This window comes from Nocardioides sp. (genome assembly GCF_047606145.1).
In the GTDB taxonomy this organism is placed as follows: Bacteria; Actinomycetota; Actinomycetes; order Propionibacteriales; family Nocardioidaceae; genus Nocardioides.
On the sequence record NZ_JASGET010000117.1, the window covers coordinates 1 to 20,521 of the forward strand.

The following is a 20,521-nucleotide window of genomic DNA, read 5'->3' on the forward strand; positions in this document are numbered from 1 at the left end:
CCGGACGTCGTACGGCGACCGCTCGGCGCCGCCGGCCCTCGTTGCCGTTGCTGGCCGGCGCGGCGGCGGTCGCGGTCGCGGTCGGCGGCGTGATGGCCACCGGCGCGACGCCGACCACCCTCGCCGCCGGCGACAGCCGGGTGCCGGCCGCCTCCGCGCTGAGCGGGCACACCGGCGGCGGCACCGGTCGAGTCGCCACGGTGAGCCGTGACGGTGGCCGCGGCGACACCCCCCAGGACCAGGCCGACGAGGTGGCACAGCAGCGCGCCGCCGCCCTCGACGACCTCGACAAGCGGGCCGCCAGCGAGAACAAGGACCTGAACTCCAACAAGTGGGTGCTGCCGATCGAGGCCGGCGTCTACCACCTCACCGCCCGCTTCGGCGACGTCAGCGGGCTGTGGGCCAGCGTCCACACCGGGCTCGACTTCGCGGCGCCGTACGGCACTCCGATCCACGCCGTCGCCAGCGGCACGGTCACCTCCGTGGGCTACGACGGCTCCTACGGCAACAAGACGGTCGTCACCCTCGCCGACGGCACCGAGATCTGGTACTGCCACCAGAGCCAGTTCGCCGTCTCGGTCGGCGACACCGTCACCTCCGACGAGGTGATCGGCTACGTCGGCGCGACCGGCAACGTCACCGGCCCGCACGTGCACATCGAGGTCCGTCCCGGTGGCGGCGACCCGGTCGACCCCGACCCGGCCTTCAAGGAGCACGGTGTCAACCCCGACGCCAACCAGTAGCCGAATCGGTCCCCGGAACCGCCGAGTCCGCCCCCGGAACCGACGAGTCCGCCCTTGGAACCAGCGAGTCCGCCCCCGGAACCGACGAGTGGGTCGCCCGAGGCGAGTAGCGTCAGCGGCATGGGTCTGCTCCAGGACGCATCGACGGAGTTCCTGCGCGCCGTCGAGGAGCTGCCCGCCGGCCGAGGAGCCGACGACCCCTGCGAGCGGCCGACGCCGAGCGAGGTGTCGGTGCGGGAGCTGGTCGAGCACGTGGTGGCCGGCAATCGGTTCGCCGCTCGGCTGCTCGCCGGGGTGTCCCGGGACGAGGCGCGTGCGGTACTGAGCGGCGACCAGCTCGGCGCCGACGCCGGATCCGCGGTGCGGAGCTCCTGCGCGGCACAGGCGGCAGCGTTCGCGGCGGCCGGCCCCGCCTTCGCGGTACCCCATCCGAACGGCGAGATCCCGGCGTCGGACTTCCTCCTCCTACGAGTCATCGACCTCGTCGTCCACGCCTGGGACCTCCGGCGCGGCGCCGGCCTCGACGAGCGTCTCTCCCCCGCCGTGGTCGACGCCCTCTGGGACGAGGTCGAGCCGCGTCTGGCCTGGCTCCTCGCCTTCGGCGCGTACGGCGAGGGGCCCAGCGGCTCGCTCCCGCCGACCGCCCCGCGGCAGATGCGTCTCCTGGACGCGCTCGGCCGCCGTCCCTGATCGCTGCCGACCGCACCGACGACCCGAACCGCCACCCGAACTGACGACTCGCGCCGCCGAACTGACGACTCGGACCGCAACAACGAACGATTCGCGCCCCCGGAGGACCGATTCGCCGGGTCAGAGCTTCTCCACCGGGGCGTAGCGCAACAACAGGCGCTTGACGCCCGACGCGCCGAAGTCGATCGAGGCGACCGCCTTGTCGGCCACTCCTTCGACCGAGACCACCGTGCCGAGACCGAAGGAGTCGTGAGTGACCCGGTCACCGGGCTCCAGGGAGGGCACCTCGCGGCCGGGCCTCTGCTTGGCCGCGGCATCGGCTCGGACGGCGGCGGAGGAGAAGTTGCGGCGCCCGGCGGCCGTCGGCGAGCCGAAGACCTGCCCCCGGCGGTGGTCGGCGAAGCGGTCCCCGCCGAGATCGGGCCGGTTCCAGGAGGTCATCGCGGGCTCGGTGCGACGCCAGTCGACCAGGTCCACCGGCATCTCGTCGAGGAAGCGCGAGGCGGGGTTGTGCGACGGCGCGCCCCACGCCGAGCGCACCACCGCACGGGAGAGATAGAGCCGCTCGCGGGCACGGGTGATGCCGACGTACGCCAGCCGCCGCTCCTCCTCGAGCTCCTTGCCGTCGCCCAGGGCGCGGGAGTGGGGGAAGACCCCATCCTCCAGGCCGGTCAGGAAGACCACCGGGAACTCCAGGCCCTTGGCGGTGTGCAGGGTCATCATGGTGACCACGCCGTCCTCGTCCTCCGGGATCTGATCGGCGTCGGCGACCAGCGCGACCCGCTCCAGGAAGTCGCTCAGACCGGGGGTGACCAGGCCGGCGTCGACGTCGGCGGGATCGGCGCTGGGCGCCGCCACCGGATCCTCGGCGAACTCCCGTGCCACCGCCACCAGCTCGGCCAGGTTGTCCAGCCGGGTGGCGTCCTGCGGGTCCTCGGACTCCTCCAGCGAGCCCATGTATCCGGAGCGGTCGAGCGTGGTCTCCAAGATGACGTCGGCCCGCTCCCCCGCCTCCACCATCTGCTGGAGCTCGGTGATCAGCTCGACGAACGCGCAGATGTTGGTCAGGCTCCGGGTTGCCAGCCCCGGCGCCTCCTCGGCCCGCTGCAGCGCGTCGAAGAAGGTCAGCCCGTCGCGCTCGGCGAGCGCGTTGACGCAGGCCACGGCCCGATCTCCGATGCCGCGCTTGGGGGTGTTGAGGATCCGCCGCAGGCTCACCTGGTCGGCGGGGTTGGCCAGCGCCCGCAGGTAGGCGAGCGCGTCCCGCACCTCGCGGCGCTCGTAGAACCGCACGCCACCGACCACCTTGTAGGGCTGGCCGGTGCGGATGAACACCTCCTCCAGGACCCGGGACTGGGCGTTGGTGCGATAGAAGACCGCGACGTCGGAGGGCCGGCGGCCACCGTCGACGAGGGTGTCGATCTCGTCGGAGACGAACCGTGCCTCGTCCCGTTCGTCGTCGGCGACGTAGCCCACGATGCGCTCGCCGTCACCGGCGTCGCTCCACAGCCGCTTCTCCTTGCGTCCCTTGTTGTGCCGGATCACCGCGTTGGCGGCGGTCAGGATCGTCTGGGTGGAGCGGTAGTTCTGCTCGAGCAGGATCGTGGTCGCGTTCGGGAAGTCCTGCTCGAAGTCGAGGATGTTGCGGATGTTGGCGCCGCGGAAGGCGTAGATCGACTGGTCGGCGTCGCCGACCACCATCAGCTCGGCGGGCTCGCTGCGCGGGGTCCCCACGGGCTCGAGCGACGACCCGGGATCGAACTCGTCCGCGCAGAGCTGGTGGACGAGGGCGTACTGGGCGTGGTTGGTGTCCTGGTACTCGTCGACCAGGACGTGCCGGAAGCGCCGCCGGTAGGTCTCGCGCACCTCCGGGAACGCCTGGAGGAGGTGCACCGTCGTCATGATCAGGTCGTCGAAGTCGAGGGCGTTGGCCTGCCGCAGCCGCCTCTGATATTCGGTGTACGCCGCCGCGTAGCTCTCCTCGAGCTGATTGGCCGCCGCCTTGGTGGCCTCCTCGGCGTCGCGCAACTCGTTCTTCGCATCCGAGACCCAGTTGAGCACGTGACCCGGCTGGTAGCGGCGCGGGTCGAGCTCGAGATCGCCGAGCACCAGCTGCATCAGCCGCTTGGAGTCGGCGGCGTCGTAGATGGAGAAGTTCGACTTCAGCCCGGTCCCGGACACCTCCAGCGCGGAGATCTCCTTGCGCAGGATGCGCACGCACGCGGAGTGGAACGTGCTCACCCACATCAAGCGGGCGCGGTTGCCGACCAGCTCGGTGACGCGCTCCTTCATCTCGCCGGCAGCCTTGTTGGTGAAGGTGATCGCCAGGATGGAGCCGGGATGCGCGCCGCGCTGGCTGATCAGCCAGGCGATCCGCCGGGTGAGCACCCGGGTCTTGCCCGAGCCGGCACCAGCGACCACCAGCAGCGGCGCGCCCTGATGGATGACGGCCGCTCGCTGTGGCTCGTTGAGACCGGCCAGCAGCTCCTCGGCGGTCGGTCCCCGACGGGCCGGAGGCGGCTCCTCGGCAGCGGCAGCGAAGGCCTCGAGGCCCGGGATCGGGGTGGTCGTCTCCGGAGTACTCATGCTGGGGCCAAGACTATGTCGCGGCGCGGACAGTTCCGAAGCGCGGCCCGGAGGCGTACTCCTCCCGGTGCTCGCACCCGGCCGGCGTGCCGTCGCACCGCAGGACGCGACCGGGCGCGCTCCCCAGGACCGGCCAGGACCGGGCCAGACCCGGGGGGCGTTCCGCGAGCTCAGGCCTCGAGCGCGGCGACCAGGGCGATCTCGACGCCGGCCAGCGCCTTGCTCACCGGGCAGCCCGCCTTGGCGGCCTCGGCGGCCGCGGCGAATCCGTCGGCATCGAGGCCGTCGACCTCGGCGCGGACGGTCAGGGTGATCCCGGTCAGCCGGAAGCCACCGGCCGGGTCGGGTCCGAGGCTGACGTCGGCCGAGACGTCGAGCGCCTGGGTGGTGCCGCCGGCCTCCGCGATCTGTCCGGCCAGCGCCATCGAGTAGCAGGCCGAGTGGGCCGCGGCGATCAGCTCCTCCGGGCTGGTGGTCCCGTCGGCGTCCTCGGCGGCGCGCTTGGGGAAGGAGACGTCGAAGGTGCCGACCCCGGACGAGCTGAGCTCGACCTGTCCGGAGCCGTCCTGGAGGCCGCCGTTCCAGGCGGTGCGTGCGGTGCGAGTTGGCATGGCAGGTTCCTTACTCATCGGGCTCATCGGGCTCGTCGGGTGACTCCCACGCTACTGAGCGCTCCCCCGCGCCGAAAGTACGCGGCCGGCCGCCCCTCAGTACGAGCCGTGCGCCGGGGCCCAGAAGACCGCGACACACAGGTTGGCCAGGGTGAGCGCCGCGATCAGCCAGAACAGCCCGTCGGGGATGCGCGGGCGGCGCAGGTTCATCATCACCAGCGCCAGGATGATCAGTCCGATCACCAGCTTGACGCCGATCTTGGCGTGGTCGACCTGTACGTCGGAGTCCGCCTCGAGCACCCCGACCAGCGCGACACCGGCCACCACCGCCGTACCGGCGCCGTCACGCATCAGCGAGTTGACCCTCTTGGTCGGCTCCCGCAGCTGTACCAGGATGCCGCCGGTCAGAGCCGCGAAGCCGAGCAGGTGGACGACCAGCAGGACGAGGCGGACGATCTCCATGCCCGAATCCTAGGTCCGACGGCGGCCCCCGCCGCCGCTGGGCTGCACCTCACAGCAGTCGCCGGTCGGAGGCCCACCGGCTGAGCTCGTGCCGGGAGGAGAGCTGCAGCTTGCGCAGCACGCTCGACATGTGCGTCTCGACGGTCTTGATCGAGATGAACAGCTCCGCGGCGACCTCCCGGTAGGAGTATCCGCGGGCGATCAGCCGCATCACCTCGCGCTCACGCTCGGTCAATCGGTCGAGGTCCTCGTCGACGTCGGCGATCTCGATCGTGCCGGCGAAGGCGTCCAGGACGAAGCCGGCCAGGCGTGGCGAGAAGACCGCGTCGCCGCCGGCCACCCGGCCGATCGCCGCCACCAGCTCCGGACCGGTGATGGTCTTGGTGACGTAGCCCCGCGCCCCGCCGCGGATGGTACCGATCACGTCCTCGGCCGCGTCGCTGACCGAGAGCGCCAGATAGCGCGGGCGGCCATCGACGCTCGGCGCGCGCCGCATCACCTCGACTCCGCCACCACCGGGCAGATGCACATCGAGGAGTACGACGTCCGGCGACCCCGCCTGGATGGCGGCGACCGCGCTGTCCACGTCCTCGCCCTCACCGACCACGCTCACTTGAGCCCGCTGGGCGGCCTGGCCGGCCAACTCGGCGCGCACGCCACTGCGGAACATCGCGTGGTCGTCCACGATCACGACCCTTATCTCACCCATCGCTTCCCCTCCTTCTCCTCGGCGTCTCCGCTCTCGCCCGTGCGCCCGCTCTCCCCGGCGTACCCGGCATCGCCGGGGTCACGGGCCTGCCACAGCCGCACCTCGGTGCCCTCACCGGGCGCCGACCGGATCCGCGCGGAGCCCCCGTGTCGGGCCATCCGGTCCAGGATCGAGTCGGCGACGCCGTGCCGATCGGCGGGCACCTGGTCGAGGTCGAAGCCGACCCCACGGTCACGGACGAAGACCGTCACCTCGTCCGGCTCGACCTCGGCGTAGACGTCCACCCGACCGGTGCCGGCGTGCTTGGCGGCGTTGGTGATCGCCTCACCGGCGGCAGCGATCAGCGGGGTGAGCACCTCGTCCATCGGCGCGTCCCCGACCACCACCACGTCGGCGGTCACGCAGTGCGCGTCCTCGATCTCCGCCGCCGCCTGCTTGAGCGCCGCCGCGAAGGTGGCCTCCGACGAGGTCGGCGCCTCATAGAGCCAACTGCGCAGATCGCGTTCCTGAGCCCGGGCCAGTCGGGCCACCACGGCCGGGTCCTGGGCGTTGCGCTGGATCAGCGCCAGCGTCTGCAGCACCGAGTCGTGCAGGTGCGCGGCGACGTCGGCGCGCTCCTGGGTCCGGACCCGCTCCTCACGCTCGGCGGAGAGGTCGGTCACCAGCCGGTACACCCAGGGTCCGATCACCACCGCGATGCCGATCAGGCCGACCACGAAGACGCCGGTCAGGTCACGGGCATCGGCGGCGGAGCCGCCGCGCAGGGTGAAGAGCGCGAAGGAGCCGACCACCAGCAGCACACCGACGGCCGCGCGGGCGTACGACGCCCAGCCGCCCTGACCGAAGACGAGCCGGATCGGGTCGATCCGGCCGTTCGCGTCCAGCCAGCGCTCCCGCTGCGCCTGGTCGGCCTGGCGCCACAACAGCGCGACCCCGGCCACCCCGATCGCGAGCGGCCAGAACAACGCACCCTGACCGAAGATCGACTCCAGCATCAAGATGGCACCGAAGCCGAGCACCCCGAGCGCGACCGCCGGTCCCTTGTCGATCATGCCGCGGCGTCGCTCCGGCCGCCGCCCGCCGCGGGAGGCGCTCTCCGCCCCGGGGGTGGAATGGTCGATCGGCACCTGCGCGGGAAGGAAGATCCACAGCGCGGCGTACAGCACCACACCCAGCCCACCGACCACCGCGGCGACCACGAAGAAGGCGCGCACCCCGAGCACCGGCACGCCGAGGTGTCGGGCCAGGCCGGCGGCGACGCCACCGATCACCGAGTCCTCGGTGTCACGGTAGGCACGACGCCGCGCCTGGGCAGTGGGCTGGCTCATCAGGCCTCCATCGTCACATGCGGGCGCGCGCGGAGCCATGAGGGACGACCCTGATCCGCGGGCCGGGACCGGCGGCCACGACCCCCGGCTCTCCCAGGGCCGGTCGAACGCCGAATCAGGGGGGTCCCCGATGTCCGACGCGCGGGTCCGGCGGCAGGCTGAGGGGCATGAGCGAGCATCGGCGAGCGACCCATGACCTCAGGCCGCCGCATCCGTATCCTTGCCCTTCCTCGACGGAGGCGGCGGAATGAGCACGCCGCCGGGCCCCGTCTCGCCCGGTCACGGCCAGTACCACGACGAGCGCGAGGACCGCGACGACCGGGAGCGGCCACCACTCGACCAGCTCCGCAACCTGGGCGAGCTGCGCCGCACCGGACGGGGAGCACCCGAGGGGCGGTTCATCGCCGGCGTCGCCGGCGGGATCGCCCGGCATCTCGACATCGACCCGGTGGTGGTCCGCGTGGTGCTGGCGGTGCTGGTCTTCTTCGGTGGTGCCGGCCTGGTGCTCTACGGCGTCGGATGGCTGTTCATCCCCGAGGAGGACGGCCGGGACGCGGTGATCCGGGTCGATCGCCGCAGCCGCACGGTGGTGCTGTGGCTGGCCGCGGGCCTGGCCGCGATCGCGGTCTTCGGCAACACCGCCGGCGGCTTCCACCTCCCCTGGCCGATCCTCATCGTGGCGGCGGTGGTGCTGTTCTTCCTGCTGCGTCGCGAACGGGATCGGGACTGGTACGCCGACAGGCCCGAGGGCGCCATGGGGCGTGGCCGGTGGACCGGCTGGATCGACCAGGGTGCGCCGTCGAGCCAGACCGAGCCCCGCACGCCCACGGCCGGTGGCACCGCCACCGAGACCGTCGACCTGAGCAAGCCCGCCGGTCGTGTCGGCGACCACAAAGCCGGCGGCCCCGACCGGCCCCGGCCGGACCGTCCCGAGTGGCCCCGGCCCGAGTGGCCCCGACGCGCTCGGGACCCGCGCAAGCGTGGACCGATCCTGTTCGGCTACGTCATCGCACTGATCGCGCTCGCCGAGGGGATCCTCGGGCTCGTCGATGCGGCCGGCGCGGATCTGAGTGGCCCCACCTACCCGGGCGTCGCCGTCGCCATCATCGGTGCGGCACTGGTGCTCGGTGCGTTCTGGGGGCGGGCAGGGGGCCTGATCGCGATCGGCCTGGTCGCCGTGCTGGCCCTGGCCGGCAGCCTGGCCAGCCACGTCTGGCACGTCACCGCCCGCCAGGTCGACATCGCGCCGACCTCGGCGAGCGTGCTCGAGGACCGCTACGACTTCGACGTCGGGGAGGTCAAGATCGATCTCACCCACCTCACCGACCCGGCGGACCTCGACGGTCGCGACCTCACCGTCGACGGCAACGTCGGACACATCCGGATCCTGGTGCCCGCGGAGGTCGAGGTGCACGCCGAGGGCTCGGTCAGCGGCCCCGGCCAGGTCGATGTGCTCGGCAGCAGCAGCGGCGGCGTCGACACCGAGGTCTCCAAGTCCCGTACGGCGAACCTCTACTCCGCCGACCCACCGGTGCTGACCGTCGACGCCAGCCTCGACATCGGCTCCGTGCAGATCCTCGACGAGAACGGGAGCACCCGATGAGCGATCCGACCCGTTCCTACGACGCGCCTCCACCGGTGTCGCCGGCGGCCGAGGACGAGCCCGCGCCCGGATCGGGTGGGCCGTCCCGGTCGCGCGGCGGCCACCGGGTCAACATCGGCCATCTGGTGATGGGAGTGGTCTTCCTGGTCTTCGCCGTCGACTGGATCCTGATCGACACCGACACCGTGACCGGCTCCGACGTGCACTGGCTGCTGCCGATCCCGTGGGTCATCGGCGGTGCCGTCGGCCTGCTCGCGGCGGCCGTCGCCAGTTCCCGGCGCCGCCGATAGCGGGCTCGGGTCAGGCGGTCTCCTCGACGTACATCTCGCGCAGTGCGGCCACGCAGCGGTCGGGGTAGTCGGCGAACACGCCGTCGACGCCCGCCTCGTACAGCCGGACCGCCTGGTCGCGCCCGGCCCGCAGCGTCCAGACGAACACCTTCAGCCCGGCGCGGTGGGCCTCGGCGACCAGGGTGGTCGGCGCCTGTCCCTTCTTGCGCACCATCGACTTCTTCGGCCCGATCGCGTCGGCATAGGTCGCGATGTCCCGCACGTCCACCTGCCCCCAGTCGGTGTCCATCAGCTGCATCGTCGGCAGGTCCACCCGCGGGCTGACGGCCCGCACGAAGTCGGCGTCGAAGCTCTGGAGCCAGACGCGCGATCCGACCCCCTCGACACCGTGGTCGGCGAGCGTGCGCAGCAACGGCTCGGCCATCTCCAGCCCGAGATCGGCGAAGTAGGCGGGGTGCTTGATCTCGATGTGCAGCCCGATCCGCACCCCCCGCCGGGCGGACTCCTCGGCGACCAGCAACAACAGCGTGTCGAGGGTGATGATCCGAGTGCCGAGGGTCGGCGCGTTCAGCGAAAGGACCTCGGGGAAGGTGAAGTCCTCGGTGAACCAGCCGGTCCGTTTCTTCTTGCCGACCCGCTTGGTGGTACGGCGACCGGCGAACTCCGGCCGGGTCGCCACGTCGGTGGTCCGGGACAGCTCGTTCTCGTGTCGCAGGATCATCACGCCGTCCCTGGTCATCACCACGTCGGTCTCGAGCGCATCGGCACCCTGCCGCAGGGCGAGACGGTAGGACTCCAGGGAGTGCTCGGGGAGGTAGCCCGGCGCACCGCGATGGCCGATCACCAACGGCCGTTCGGCGGAGAACATGGCCCCTAGGCTCGCTCATCACGGCATCCGGTCAGCCAACACCGCGTGAACGCCGGCGGGCACGGCGGTCAACGTCCCGGTCCAGCGATCGTGGTCGCTAGGGGAGGTCCTCCCCGCGCCAGGTCACGCCCTCGCGGATCACCCGGGCCGGCGTACCGGCGACGGCGGTCCGCGAGGCGACCTTCTGGGACCGGACCAGGGACCGCAGGCCGACGACCGCGCCGTCGCCGATCTCCACGTCCCCGGTGAGAACCGCCTCCCGGCCGAGCCAGACGTGCCGGCCGAGCCGGATGTGGGCGCCGTACGGGTTGAGGCGCGCGCCGGTGGCGACGTCCTCGAGCCGATGCATGTCGTCGGTGGCCAGGTAGACCCCGGCAGCCCAGAGCTGATCGCACTGCGCCACCACCGAACCACCGTTGCGGGCATCGATCTGGGCTCGGGCGGTGGCAACGACCCCGCCGGCCAGCACGACCGCCGAGTCGGCGCCGCAGTAGATCTCGCCCGCGGCCAGGACGCTGTCCGGGCCGACGTAGACGGTGGCGCGATCACCCCCGACCAGCAGACACTGCAGCGCCTCCAGCCCGGTGCCGACCACGATCAGCGCCTGGGCGAACGGATAGGTGGTCAGCAGTTCGACCAGTCGCTCGGGCAGGTCGAAGCCGGCGCGCAGATAGAGCGCGTTGCCGCCACGGTGCCACCAGTCCGGCAGCGGCGCCGTGATCCGCCGATACTCCAGGCCCGCGAGCTCGGCGGCGTCGAGACCGGCCTCGACCAGGCGGGCACGATGCTGCTCGGTCAGGGGCTCGCCCGTGCTCCACGCCATGCGCGGACTATAAGGCCGCGTCCCGCCCGGCACCCGCCACGTCACCGCCACGTCACCCTCAGCGCACGTCAGGGCACGGGGTCACACCGTCACGAGCCGGCCGGCCACCTCCAGCGCGCCCACCAGCTCGGCCCGGACCCCCAGCTCCGCCGCGCGGACCACCAGCGCGTCCACGGTCGCGGGCTGGGCGTAACGCCGGATCGCGGCGTCCACGCCGGCGACGTACGCCGGGCCGGAGACCCCGACCTCGCCGCCGAGGATGACCGCGGACGGGTTGACCAGGTTGCACAGGTCGGCGAGCACTCGCCCGGTGGTCCAGCCCGCGTCCTCCAGGATCCGATCGGAGACGGGGTCCTCGAGACTGCCCAGCTCCAGCTCGGCCACGTCGAGTCCGGGATGGGAATGGGCCACCTGAGCGCGCAGCTCGGCCACCGAGACCACCGCCTCGAGGCAGCCCTTCGCGCCACAGCGACACAGCTCGGCTCGTCCCGGCAGCTTGGTGTGACCGATCTCGCCGGCCAGTCCGCTCGCGCCTCGATAGACCTCGCCGCCGATCACCAGGCTCGCGCCGACGCCATGCGAGGCCTTGACGTAGAGGAAGTCGCGATGCTCCCGGCCCGCGCCGGCATACAGCTCACCGTGCGCGCCGAGCACCGCGTCGTTCTCCACGTGGACCGGCAAGCCGATCCGGCGTTCGAGGCCGGCCGCCGGGTCGGCGCCGACCCAGCCCGACAGGATCGTCGGGGACTGCACCAGGCCGGTCACGACATGCAACGGGCCCGGGATCCCGGCCACCACCGCACCGAGCTCGTCGATGTCGTACCTCGCCCGGAGCTCGCCCAGGAGCCGAGCCGCCTCGTCCAGCGCCTGCTCGGCCTCCAGGTCCACGTCGAGCTCGATCCGTCGCTCGCCGGCCACCGCGCCGTCGGCCCCGGCGACCGCCACGTGCAGGTGGTTGTGGCCGAAGTCCACCCCGGCGACCCAGGCCCCGGTCGCGGTGGCCATCAGCCGGGTCGCCGGCCGGCCGCTGCCCGAACCGGGACCCTTCTCCTCGACATCGATCTCGGAGACCCGCTCCTCGGCGAGCAGCTTGGCGACCGCGCCGTTGACGGTGCTGCGCGAGAAACCGGTCGAATTCACCAGCTGCGCGCGAGTGATCCCCCGACCCGTGCGGATCAGTCGGAGGAGCTCTTCCCGGGTTCGCTCCCGTGGGGATGTGCTCGGCATGAGCGCGACTCTAGCCCGATCGAGGGGTCGTTCAAGGAGATGCGGCAGAGATGCTTTCGACCTGTCGAAGTCACTAACTACGGCCCTGAGGCCGGCGAAAGAATTCATCGACAGCCTAAAATGACGCACCGGGGACGGACCGGCCGGCCCCGCACGGCCGGCAGGTGGCGATCAGCGCGTGAGCCGCGTCAGCACCCGGTCGAGGGCGTCGAGGGCGAAGTCGACGCTCGTTGCGGTGATCACCAGCGGCGGCTTGATCTTCAGCACGTTGTACCTGTCGCCGGTCGGCTGCACGAGGCAGCCCTGGGCCAGCAACGCGTCGCACACCTGCGCGGCCAGCACCGTCGCCGGCGCGAGGCTCTCTCGGTCGGTGACGAGCTCGACACCGAGGTAGAGGCCGCTGCCGTGCACCGCCCCGATCACGTCGTGCTTGCCCGCGAGTCGCTCGAGACCGGCCTTGAAGTGGTCGCCGACCGTGCGCGCGTTCTCCTGGAGCTGCTCGCGTTCCATGACGTCGAGCACGGCCAGCCCGATCGCCGAGGAGACCGGAGAGCCTCCCGCGGAGGAGAAGAAGCTTCCGTCGGCCGAGAACGCCTCGGCGAGGGCGCGGGTGGTGATGACCGCGCCCAGCGGCTGGCCGTTCCCCATCGACTTCGCGATCGTGATGATGTCCGGGACGACGTGCTGCTGCTCGAAGCCCCAGAAGTGGTGGCCGGTCCGTCCGTACCCGACCTGCACCTCGTCGCTGATGCACACCCCACCGATCGCTCGCACGCGTCGGTACACCCCGGCGAGGTAGCCCTCGGGGAGGTGCACCCCGCCGCCGTTGCCGAAGATCGGCTCCAGGATGACGCCGGCGATCTCGGCGGTGTCGAGACCGGCGAGCTGCGCGTCCAGGTCCGCGAGGTACGCCGCCGCCGCGCCCGGGCCGCGATGCCTGCCACGGACCTGGTTGGCGGCGTCCATCAGCTCGACCCACGCGGGACGTGTCTCGAGTGCGCGTGGGTTGTCGCCGATCGAGCTGGTCACCGCATCGGAGCCGAGCGTCCAGCCGTGGTAGGCCTCGCGGGCGGCGAGGATGCGCGAGCGGCCGGTCGCCGTCATCGCGAGCCGGAGGGCGAGATCGACCGCCTCACTGCCGCTGTTGACCAGGAACACCTGGTCGAGCCCCTCGGGTGCGAGCGCAGCCAGCCGCTCGGACAACGCGACGTGGGCCTCGTAGTGGAACCGGCTGTTGGTGTTGAGAAGGCTCCACTGTCGCGTGGCCGCACGGGTGAGGTCCGGGTGGGCGTGACCCGTGGTGGCGACGTTGTTGACCACGTCGAGGTAGACGTTCGCCGAGGTGTCGATGAGGAACTCACGCCAACCACGCTCGATCTGCGGCGGCCGGTCGAAGTAGTGCTCCTGCACCCTCGCCAGGTGCGCGTCGCGCCGGGTCAGCAGGGTCCCCGGATCGGGAGCGGGCGCCGCGACCTCGACGCCGGCGAGCGGTGACGGGTCGGGGCAGATGCGCCGCCAGACCTCCTCGGCCCGCGCCGTGACGTACCGCGGCGGCGTGCCGGGCAGCGCGCACGCCTGGAGCCAGACCGTCGGCGCGATCACCACGTTGTCGGCGTCGAGACCGTCGGCGACGACGCCGGCGGGCAGCGCCGGCAGACGGCTCCCCCGCGGGAGCACGACCTCGATGCCGAGCGAGAAGACCGTGGCCGATCCGGCGGGCGACCACACTCGGGCGCGGTCCAGCCGGTACTCGCCGTACCGGCTGGCGGGGGCGCGGTCCCCGCCGGACCGCGGGATGCGATCGTTCCAGGGGCGCGGCTCGAGCCAGGCTCCGTCGTTCCACACCTCGCTGGTGACTCCGAGGTCGACCGGCTCGACCGCGGGCAGGACCTGCCGCAGGGAGAGCTCGGCGAGGGGCTGGCCGACGCCGCGGATCAGCCAGGCCATCTCGTCCGCATCGAGCTCGAGCGCCGTCTCGAGCGCCCGGGTCTCGCTGGCCGATCGGGCCGACGCGTAGGCGTTGCCGGCGGTGACCAGCTCGGCGTCGCAGGCCACCAGGACGCCGGTGCGCAGGACGACCAGCGGCCAGATCGCGGTGAGCTCGGCGTCGCTGAGCCGGACCCGGTCACCGAAGGCCTCGACGACCGCCAGCACCGCCGCGACGTCGTCGGAGGTCTTGCCCAGCACGCTGGCCACGGTGACGGCGAGCTCGGCGCAGCGCCAGCTCGTGGCCAGGTCGCCGAAGTCGATGACCGCGGCCTCGCCGGCCGCGGTGAGGACGACGTTGTCGTCGGTCACGTCCCCATGGATGACCTGCGTGGGCAGGTCGGGGACGAGCGCCTCGAGGCGGGCCCGCGCCTCGGCGAGCCGGGCGAGCAGGGCCGGGTCCGTCCGGCCGATCACCTCGGTGGCGACCCGCAGGTCCCACGGCGAGTCGCGGTCCGTGCCGGGATGGGCGTAGTCGGCCAGCGCGTCGACGAGGCGCCCGGCGGTCTCGCCGAGCATGCGACACTCGGCGATCCCGAACGTGGCGCGGTCGAGCAACGGGTCGCCGACGACGTAGCTCACCACGTGGGCGAGGAGCCGGACGCCGCCGATCTCGACCGTGCGCAGATCGCCGACCGGCGCCGGCGCCGCGATGCCGGCCGCGGCGACCGCGAGGAGAGCGTCGCGCTGCGCCTCGATCGCGCTCCGCTCCCATACCGGGTTGGCGATCTTGAGCACGACCGGCCCCCGGGCGTCGTCGATGCGCAGGTTGTAGTCCTGGTTCGAGCCCAGCTTGCGGGTCGGACCGCGAAGACCCCAGTCGCGCTCGGCGATCGAGGCGGCGGTCGCCGCATCGATCGGTGGGAGGGCCGAGCCGTTCGGGTCATCGTCGTGCACGCGGTGCCTCCTCGTGCGAAATCGGCGCCCGAGGTGGGCGCGCAGGTGATCCAGGTGTCAGGGTAGGGGTGGTGCGGACGCCGGGGCGCGCCGCCGTTCCGCGCGGTGGCACGGGCGCGGTCAGCCCGCGGTCAGGTCTCGCAACCGCGGCAGGATCTCCTCGCCGTACAGCCTCAGGAAGCTCGCCTGGTCGGGACCCGGGGCGTGGAAGACCAGATGGGTGAACCCCATGTCGAGGTACTCGGAGATCCTGGCCACGTGCTCGTCGGGGTCGGTGGAGACGATGAACCGCCGGGCGGTCGCCTCGGTGGGCAGCGCGTCGGCAAGGCGCTGCATCTCCACCGGGTCGTCCACCGAGTGCTTCTGCTCGGCGGAGAGCCCCAGCGCGCCCCAGAACCGGGTCGCCTCCATCGCGCGCTCGCGGTCGTGGTCGAAGGAGACCTTGACCTCGATCATCATGTCCAGGTCGGACGGTTGCCGCCCGGAGAGCTCGATCCCGGTGCGCACCGCCGGCAGCAGCGTCTCGGTGTAGAGCTCGGTGCCCTTGCCGGAGGTGGTGATGTAGCCGTCGCCGGAGCGGCCGGCGTACTTCGTCGCGGCCGGTCCGGACCCGGCCAGATAGAGCGGTACGGCGACCTCGGGCCGGTCGTAGATGGTGGCCCGGTCCAGCGTGTAGTAGTCGCCCTGGAAGGTGACCCGGTCCTGTGACCAGAGCCGCTTGATGATCCGCACCGCCTCCCGGAACCGGGCGAAGCGCTCCTTGCCGTCGGGCCACTCCAGGCCCAGCGGCACCTCGTTCATCGACTCGCCGGTGCCCATGCCGAGGATGACCCGCCCCGGATACAGCGAGCCGAGGGTCGCGAAGGCCTGCGCCACGATCGCCGGGTGATAGCGGAACGTCGGGGTCAGCACCGAGGTGCCCATCGCGATCCGGGACGTCTTCGCCCCCAGCGCCCCGAGCCAGCTCATCGCGAACGGCGCATGCCCGCCGTCGTGCCGCCAGGGCTGCAGGTGGTCGGAGACGAAGACCGAGTCGAAGCCGCACTCCTCCGCCAGGACGCCGTAACTCAGCAGCTCGGTCGGGGCGAACTGCTCGTTGGATGCCTTGTAGCCGAATCGGATCTGGGTCACGTCCCCGATCATGCCAGCGTGTCCCTCGACGCCGGCCGGGCGTTCCGCTCTCGCCTGTCCCGGCCACCACGTCGCCCGGGTAGGTTGCCGACCATGAAGCTCTCCATGCAACTGCCCTACTTCGGCAACCCGCGCCAGACCGCCGACCAGGTCGTCGCCCTGGAGAGGGCCGGGCTCGACCAGCTCTGGGTCGCCGAGCCGTACGGGTTCGACGCGGTCTCGCTGCTCGGCTACCTCGCCGCGAAGACCGAGCGGGTCGAGCTCGGTGCCGGCATCCTCAACATCTACAGCCGGACGCCGGGCGCGCTGCTGCAGACGGCCGCCGGGCTCGACAACGTCTCCGGCGGACGCGCCATCCTCGGACTGGGAGCCAGCGGTCCGCAGGTGATCGAGGGCTTCCACGGCGTTCCCTACGACCGGCCGCTGGGCCGCACCCGCGAGGTGGTCAAGATCCTGCGGCAGGGCCTCCGACACGAACGACTGGTCAACGACGGCATCTACCAGCTCCCGCTCCCCGCCGAGCGCGGCACCGGGCTGGGCAAGCCGCTGAAGCTGCTGAACCGGCCCGAGCGAGCGGACCTGCCCCTCTGGATCGCGGCCCTGGGAGCCAAGAACGTCGCGCTGACCGCCGAGATCGCCGACGGCTGGCTGCCGTTCCTCTTCCACCCCGACCGGGCGGCGCTGGTCTGGGGCGAGGCGCTGGCCGCCGGCGCGGCGAAGCGCTCACCGGACCTCGGACCGCTGGAGATCTCCGCGGGCGGCCTGCTGGCGGTCGGCGAGGGGGAGCAGACCCAGCAGCTGCTCGACCAGATGCGACCGATCTACGCCCTCTACGTCGGTGGCATGGGTGCGCGCGGCAAGAACTTCTACCACGACCTCGCGGTCCGCTACGGCTTCGCCGACGAGGCCCGGACCATCCAGGACCTCTACCTCGACGGACACCAGCGCGACGCCGAGGCGGCCGTGCCGCTGGCCTGGTTGCAGGCCGCGAACCTGGTGGGGCCGGAGTCCTACGTCAAGGAGCGGATCGCGGCGTACGCCGAGGCGGGCGTCACCAGCCTCCAGGTCACCCCCGCCGAGGGCACCGACCCGGCGGCGGCGATCGCCCAGGTCAAGCAGTGGCTTCCCTGATCCCGCGGGGCCACCGATCCCCGTCGCGGCGATTGGGCTCCCGGCCGTCGCGGCTGATCGCTGGCCGACCGGGCTCGACCGCGCCGGCGAGCCTGATCGAGCTCGCGATCGCCTCGGCGGCCGGCTCACCCGACGAAAGATCGCCCTCCTCCGCCCAGAGACTCAGGCCCATTCGACGAAAGTCAGCGGTTCACTCAGGGAAAACCCGGATGCGCACAGCGGTAAATCAGTGTGCGCTAGGGATATGCACAGACAGATCGCTGGCGCCCTGACCGGGCGCGTGACCAAGTGGGTGGTCCTGGTGGCGTGGCTGCTGATCGTGGCCGGTGCGTCGGGATTCGCCCAGAAGCTCAGTGACGTCCAGGACAATCAGGCGTCCTCGTGGCTCCCCGCCAGTGCGGAGTCGACCAAGGCACTGGAGAAGCTGGCCCCGTTCTCCGACGAGAACGACATCACCACGCTGGTGGTCTATCACCGTTCCGGTGGGCTGACCGCGAGCGACTATCGGGACATCGGCCAGCAGGCCACCAAGATCGCCGCCCTCGACGGCGTGGTCACCCAGGACGGCAAGCCCGCCGTACTCGCGCCGACCAACCAGGCGAGCGGCACCAAGCTCGGCCTGGTCTCCGCCGACGGCACCGTGGCCACCACGACGGTGACCTTCAACTATGGCTCGGAGGGCTGGAACAAGATGCCCGACACGGCCGACGCGCTGCGTGCGATCGCCAGCATCGACGGCGTCACCGTGCACCTCGCCGGCCCGGGCGGCCAGGCGGCCGACGCGGCCGAGGTCTTCGGCGGCATCGACGGCACGCTGTTGTACGCCGCGCTGGGCGTGGTCATCGTGATCCTGCTGTTCACCTACCGCAGCCCGCTGTTGTGGGCGCTGCCGATCTTCTGTGCGGTGGTCGCGCTGTTCACCAGCGAGGCGATCATCTACTTCCTGGCCAAGTACGCCGGCCTGACGGTCAACGGACAGAGCCAGGCGATCCTCAGCGTGCTGGTGATCGGCGCCGGCACCGACTACGCGCTGCTGCTGGTCGCCCGCTACCGCGAGGAACTGCGCAACCACGAGGACAGGCACGAGGCGATGGGCTTCGCGCTGCATCGTGCCTCCCCTGCGCTGATCGCCAGCGCATCGACGGTGGCCATCGGCATGCTGTGCCTGCTGTTCGCCGAGATGAACTCCACCGCCGGCCTCGGTCCGGTGCTCGCCATCGGCGTGATCGTCACCCTGCTGGTGATGATCACCCTGCTGCCGGCCCTGCTGGTGATCGTCGGCCGCTGGATCTTCTGGCCCCGCCGACCGTCGTTCGGCTCCGACGAGCCGACCACGCACGGGCTGTGGGCCCGGGTCGGCGCCCGGATCGCCCCGCGGCCGCGGAAGGTGTGGATCGGCACCGCGCTGGCGCTGGCCGCCGCCTGCCTCGGCCTGCTCACCCTGAACACCGGCAACATCCCCACCGACGACCAGTACACCAAGACCGTCGACTCGGTGACCGGGCAGAAGCTGCTCGACTCGCACGGCCTCTCCGACACCTCGACGCCGATCCAGGTGGTCGCGAACGCCGACGCCGCGGACGCGGTGGTGACCGCGCTGCGCTCGGTGAACGGACTCGGCACCGTCGAAGACTCGGTCCCGGCGGTGGGTGGGGTCAAGTACCTCTCGGTGACCCAGGACCTCGATCCGGCCAGCAACGCGGCGGCGGACCAGGTCAAGGCCGTCCGGACGGCGGTCCATGCGGTCCCGGACGCGGACGCGCTCGTCGGCGGGTCGGCGGCGATCTATCTGGACACCTCGGTCGCCTCCGAGCGGGACAACAAGGTGATCATCCCGATCGTGTTGATCGTGGTGATGCTGATCCTGATGATGCTGCTCCGCGCCCTGCTGGCGCCACTGCTGCTGATCGCCACCGTGGTGCTCTCCTTCGGCGCCGCACTCGGCCTGTCGTCGCTGATCTTCACCCAGGTCTACGGCTTCGACATGGCTGACTCCGGATTCCCGCTGTTCGTCTTCGTGTTCCTGGTGGCCCTCGGCATCGACTACAACATCTTCTTGATGACCAGGGTGCGGGAGGAGACCCAGCGGGTCGGCACCCGGCAGGGCTCGCTGGTCGCGCTGGCCTCGACCGGCGGCGTGATCACCTCCGCCGGGCTGGTGCTGGCCGCGACCTTCGCCGTACTCGGCACGATCCCGCTGGTCTTCCTCGCCGAGATCGGTACGGCGATCGCGCTCGGCGTCATCCTCGACACCATGATCGTGCGGGCGGTGCTCGTGACGGCGCTCAACCTCGACCTCGGCAGCCGGATCTGGTGGCCAAGCAGGCTGGACCGGCCACACACCGCCGAGTTGGAGGACGTCGCCTGAGCCTGGCAGCCGGCTTTGCGCCTGCTGTCACCGGCGTCGTTTACCATGCGGGGGCGGGGTCGACGGCCCCGCCCCCGCTGTCTCGAGGACGGATCTGCATGGTTGCCCTGCCGCAAGCTGGCGAACGCTTCGGTCGCTACGTGATCGAGCGGAGAATCGGCCAGGGCGGCATGGGCGTGGTCTACGAGGCGACCGATACCCAGCTGCACCGCGCGGTGGCGCTGAAGATCGTGCAGCCGACGCTCGCCGTGGGCGAGGAGTTCAAGGCCCGCTTCGAGCGGGAGGCGAACACGCTGGCGCGACTGCGGTCGCGGCACATCGTGCAGATCCTGGAGTACGGCGAGGTCGAGGGCACCGTCTACCTGGTCACCGAGTTCGTCCCGGACGGCGATCTCTTCGGCTGGCTGCGGACCCGGGGCCCGCTCGGCCCGCTCGGCGCGCTCAAGCTGGTGGGCCCGGTCTGCGAGGCGCTCGACGACGCCCACCGCGCCGGGATCGTGCACCGCGACGTCAAGCCGAGCAACGTGTTGTTGTGGCAGCGCACCGAGGGCGAGCTGATCCCCTACCTGTGCGACTTCGGGATCGCCACCGATGCCGAGAACCACCAGACCCGCACCGGCATGGTGGTCGGCAGCCTGGCCTACATGTCACCCGAGCGGCACCTGGGTCAACAGGCCACCGCGCGCGGCGACATCTACTCGGCGGGCTGTCTGCTGTGGGCGTGCCTGACCGGGCATCCGCCGTACTCCGGCACCGACTTCCAGATGATGTCGGCGCACCTGAACCAGGACGTCCCGCAGCTGCCGGCGGACGCCCCGGGCGCGGTGGCGATCAACCCGCTGCTGCAGCGCGCGATGGCCAAGGACCCGGCTGCCCGGTATCCGTCCGCCGGGGCGTTCGCCGCCGACATCACCCGAGCCGTGGACCGGCTCGAGGCCGTCGCGCGCACCCGCTCGGCCGCCAAGCCGGTGCTGCCGGCCGGGCCGCCCCCGACGATCGTGCCGGCCGGCCCCACCACGCCCCCGCCCGGGACTCGTGACATCTCCTCGTTCCCGCCGCCGATCGGAC

The 20,521-nt window shown here is 71.8% G+C and carries 17 protein-coding genes; 7 read left to right on the forward strand and 10 right to left on the reverse strand.

Annotated elements, in window-relative coordinates:
- Together QM638_RS14945 and QM638_RS14950 are read left to right on the forward strand one after the other, a co-directional pair.
- A partial coding sequence (locus QM638_RS14945; protein WP_415143039.1) for a M23 family metallopeptidase occupies positions 1-743 on the forward strand: 743 nt, incomplete at its 5' end.
- Positions 744-863: 120 nt separating this feature from the next.
- On the forward strand, positions 864-1,433 hold the full coding sequence (locus QM638_RS14950; RefSeq protein WP_415143041.1) for a maleylpyruvate isomerase N-terminal domain-containing protein: 570 nt from the start codon (positions 864-866) through the stop codon (positions 1,431-1,433).
- Between the two features lie 120 nt (positions 1,434-1,553).
- Here the strand turns inward: QM638_RS14950 and pcrA are convergent, their stop codons facing one another.
- From pcrA to QM638_RS14975, 5 genes are all read right to left on the reverse strand, one after another.
- Positions 1,554-4,019 (reverse strand): DNA helicase PcrA, encoded by a 2,466-nt coding sequence (gene pcrA, locus QM638_RS14955; protein WP_415143043.1) that lies wholly within the window; start codon positions 4,017-4,019, stop codon positions 1,554-1,556.
- 170 nt (positions 4,020-4,189) lie between these two features.
- The gene (locus QM638_RS14960; RefSeq protein WP_415143044.1) at positions 4,190-4,630 is read right to left on the reverse strand and encodes an OsmC family peroxiredoxin; all 441 of its coding nucleotides are present in this window, start codon (positions 4,628-4,630) and stop codon (positions 4,190-4,192) included.
- Between the two features lie 96 nt (positions 4,631-4,726).
- Positions 4,727-5,092 (reverse strand): hypothetical protein, encoded by a 366-nt coding sequence (locus tag QM638_RS14965; protein WP_415143046.1) that lies wholly within the window; start codon positions 5,090-5,092, stop codon positions 4,727-4,729.
- Positions 5,093-5,141: 49 nt separating this feature from the next.
- On the reverse strand, positions 5,142-5,801 hold the full coding sequence (locus tag QM638_RS14970; RefSeq protein ID WP_415143048.1) for a LuxR C-terminal-related transcriptional regulator: 660 nt from the start codon (positions 5,799-5,801) through the stop codon (positions 5,142-5,144).
- Positions 5,789-7,129, reverse strand: a complete 1,341-nt coding sequence (locus tag QM638_RS14975) for a PspC domain-containing protein (RefSeq protein WP_415143049.1) — start codon at positions 7,127-7,129, stop codon at positions 5,789-5,791. Before QM638_RS14975 ends, QM638_RS14970 begins: the two co-directional genes overlap by 13 nt.
- Positions 7,130-7,376: 247 nt before the next feature.
- On the opposite strand from QM638_RS14975, the gene QM638_RS14980 reads away from it, so the two are divergent.
- Positions 7,377-8,732, forward strand: coding sequence for a PspC domain-containing protein (locus tag QM638_RS14980; protein WP_415143051.1), 1,356 nt, complete (start codon positions 7,377-7,379; stop codon positions 8,730-8,732).
- Positions 8,729-9,022 (forward strand): hypothetical protein, encoded by a 294-nt coding sequence (locus tag QM638_RS14985; protein ID WP_415143053.1) that lies wholly within the window; start codon positions 8,729-8,731, stop codon positions 9,020-9,022. The genes QM638_RS14980 and QM638_RS14985 overlap by 4 nt, the downstream gene beginning before the upstream one ends.
- Positions 9,023-9,032: 10 nt before the next feature.
- Here QM638_RS14985 and QM638_RS14990 read toward each other — a convergent pair whose 3' ends face one another.
- From QM638_RS14990 to fgd, 5 genes are all read right to left on the reverse strand, one after another.
- Positions 9,033-9,890 carry a glycerophosphodiester phosphodiesterase family protein gene (locus tag QM638_RS14990; RefSeq protein ID WP_415143055.1) on the reverse strand — a complete coding sequence of 286 codons (858 nt, stop codon included), beginning with the start codon at positions 9,888-9,890 and terminating at the stop codon, positions 9,033-9,035.
- A 97-nt stretch (positions 9,891-9,987) separates the two neighbouring features.
- Positions 9,988-10,713 carry an acyltransferase gene (locus QM638_RS14995; RefSeq protein ID WP_415143056.1) on the reverse strand — a complete coding sequence of 242 codons (726 nt, stop codon included), beginning with the start codon at positions 10,711-10,713 and terminating at the stop codon, positions 9,988-9,990.
- Positions 10,714-10,794: 81 nt separating this feature from the next.
- On the reverse strand, positions 10,795-11,853 hold the full coding sequence (locus tag QM638_RS15000; RefSeq protein WP_415143058.1) for an ROK family protein: 1,059 nt from the start codon (positions 11,851-11,853) through the stop codon (positions 10,795-10,797).
- 258 nt (positions 11,854-12,111) lie between these two features.
- The gene (locus tag QM638_RS15005; protein WP_415143060.1) at positions 12,112-14,823 is read right to left on the reverse strand and encodes an aminotransferase class III-fold pyridoxal phosphate-dependent enzyme; all 2,712 of its coding nucleotides are present in this window, start codon (positions 14,821-14,823) and stop codon (positions 12,112-12,114) included.
- A gap of 120 nt (positions 14,824-14,943) precedes the next feature.
- Positions 14,944-15,954: a glucose-6-phosphate dehydrogenase (coenzyme-F420) gene (fgd, locus tag QM638_RS15010; protein WP_415143061.1), complete on the reverse strand. Its 1,011-nt coding sequence runs from the start codon at positions 15,952-15,954 to the stop codon at positions 14,944-14,946.
- A 93-nt stretch (positions 15,955-16,047) separates the two neighbouring features.
- Between fgd and QM638_RS15015 the strand changes: the two genes are divergently transcribed.
- From QM638_RS15015 to QM638_RS15025, 3 genes are all read left to right on the forward strand, one after another.
- Positions 16,048-17,085: an LLM class F420-dependent oxidoreductase gene (locus tag QM638_RS15015; RefSeq protein WP_415143063.1), complete on the forward strand. Its 1,038-nt coding sequence runs from the start codon at positions 16,048-16,050 to the stop codon at positions 17,083-17,085.
- 244 nt (positions 17,086-17,329) lie between these two features.
- Complete coding sequence (locus QM638_RS15020; RefSeq protein ID WP_415143065.1) at positions 17,330-19,453, forward strand: MMPL family transporter; 2,124 nt, start codon at positions 17,330-17,332, stop codon at positions 19,451-19,453.
- A 98-nt stretch (positions 19,454-19,551) separates the two neighbouring features.
- The coding region (locus tag QM638_RS15025; protein ID WP_415143067.1) for a serine/threonine-protein kinase at positions 19,552-20,521 on the forward strand (970 nt) is incomplete at its 3' end.

What these genes read in the sequence shown, in the direction of transcription:
- QM638_RS14960 (WP_415143044.1), bottom strand. Translation starts at nt 4,630, where the DNA reads ATGCCAACTCGCACCGCACGCACCGCCTGGAACGGCGGCCTCCAGGAC.
- QM638_RS14965 (WP_415143046.1), bottom strand. Translation starts at nt 5,092, where the DNA reads ATGGAGATCGTCCGCCTCGTCCTGCTGGTCGTCCACCTGCTCGGCTTC.
- QM638_RS15015 (WP_415143063.1), top strand. Translation starts at nt 16,048, where the DNA reads ATGAAGCTCTCCATGCAACTGCCCTACTTCGGCAACCCGCGCCAGACC.
- QM638_RS14975 (WP_415143049.1), bottom strand. Translation starts at nt 7,129, where the DNA reads ATGAGCCAGCCCACTGCCCAGGCGCGGCGTCGTGCCTACCGTGACACC.
- QM638_RS14980 (WP_415143051.1), top strand. Translation starts at nt 7,377, where the DNA reads ATGAGCACGCCGCCGGGCCCCGTCTCGCCCGGTCACGGCCAGTACCAC.
- QM638_RS14970 (WP_415143048.1), bottom strand. Translation starts at nt 5,801, where the DNA reads ATGGGTGAGATAAGGGTCGTGATCGTGGACGACCACGCGATGTTCCGC.
- QM638_RS15020 (WP_415143065.1), top strand. Translation starts at nt 17,330, where the DNA reads ATGCACAGACAGATCGCTGGCGCCCTGACCGGGCGCGTGACCAAGTGG.
- QM638_RS14990 (WP_415143055.1), bottom strand. Translation starts at nt 9,890, where the DNA reads ATGTTCTCCGCCGAACGGCCGTTGGTGATCGGCCATCGCGGTGCGCCG.
- pcrA (WP_415143043.1), bottom strand. Translation starts at nt 4,019, where the DNA reads ATGAGTACTCCGGAGACGACCACCCCGATCCCGGGCCTCGAGGCCTTC.
- QM638_RS14950 (WP_415143041.1), top strand. Translation starts at nt 864, where the DNA reads ATGGGTCTGCTCCAGGACGCATCGACGGAGTTCCTGCGCGCCGTCGAG.
- QM638_RS14995 (WP_415143056.1), bottom strand. Translation starts at nt 10,713, where the DNA reads ATGGCGTGGAGCACGGGCGAGCCCCTGACCGAGCAGCATCGTGCCCGC.
- QM638_RS14985 (WP_415143053.1), top strand. Translation starts at nt 8,729, where the DNA reads ATGAGCGATCCGACCCGTTCCTACGACGCGCCTCCACCGGTGTCGCCG.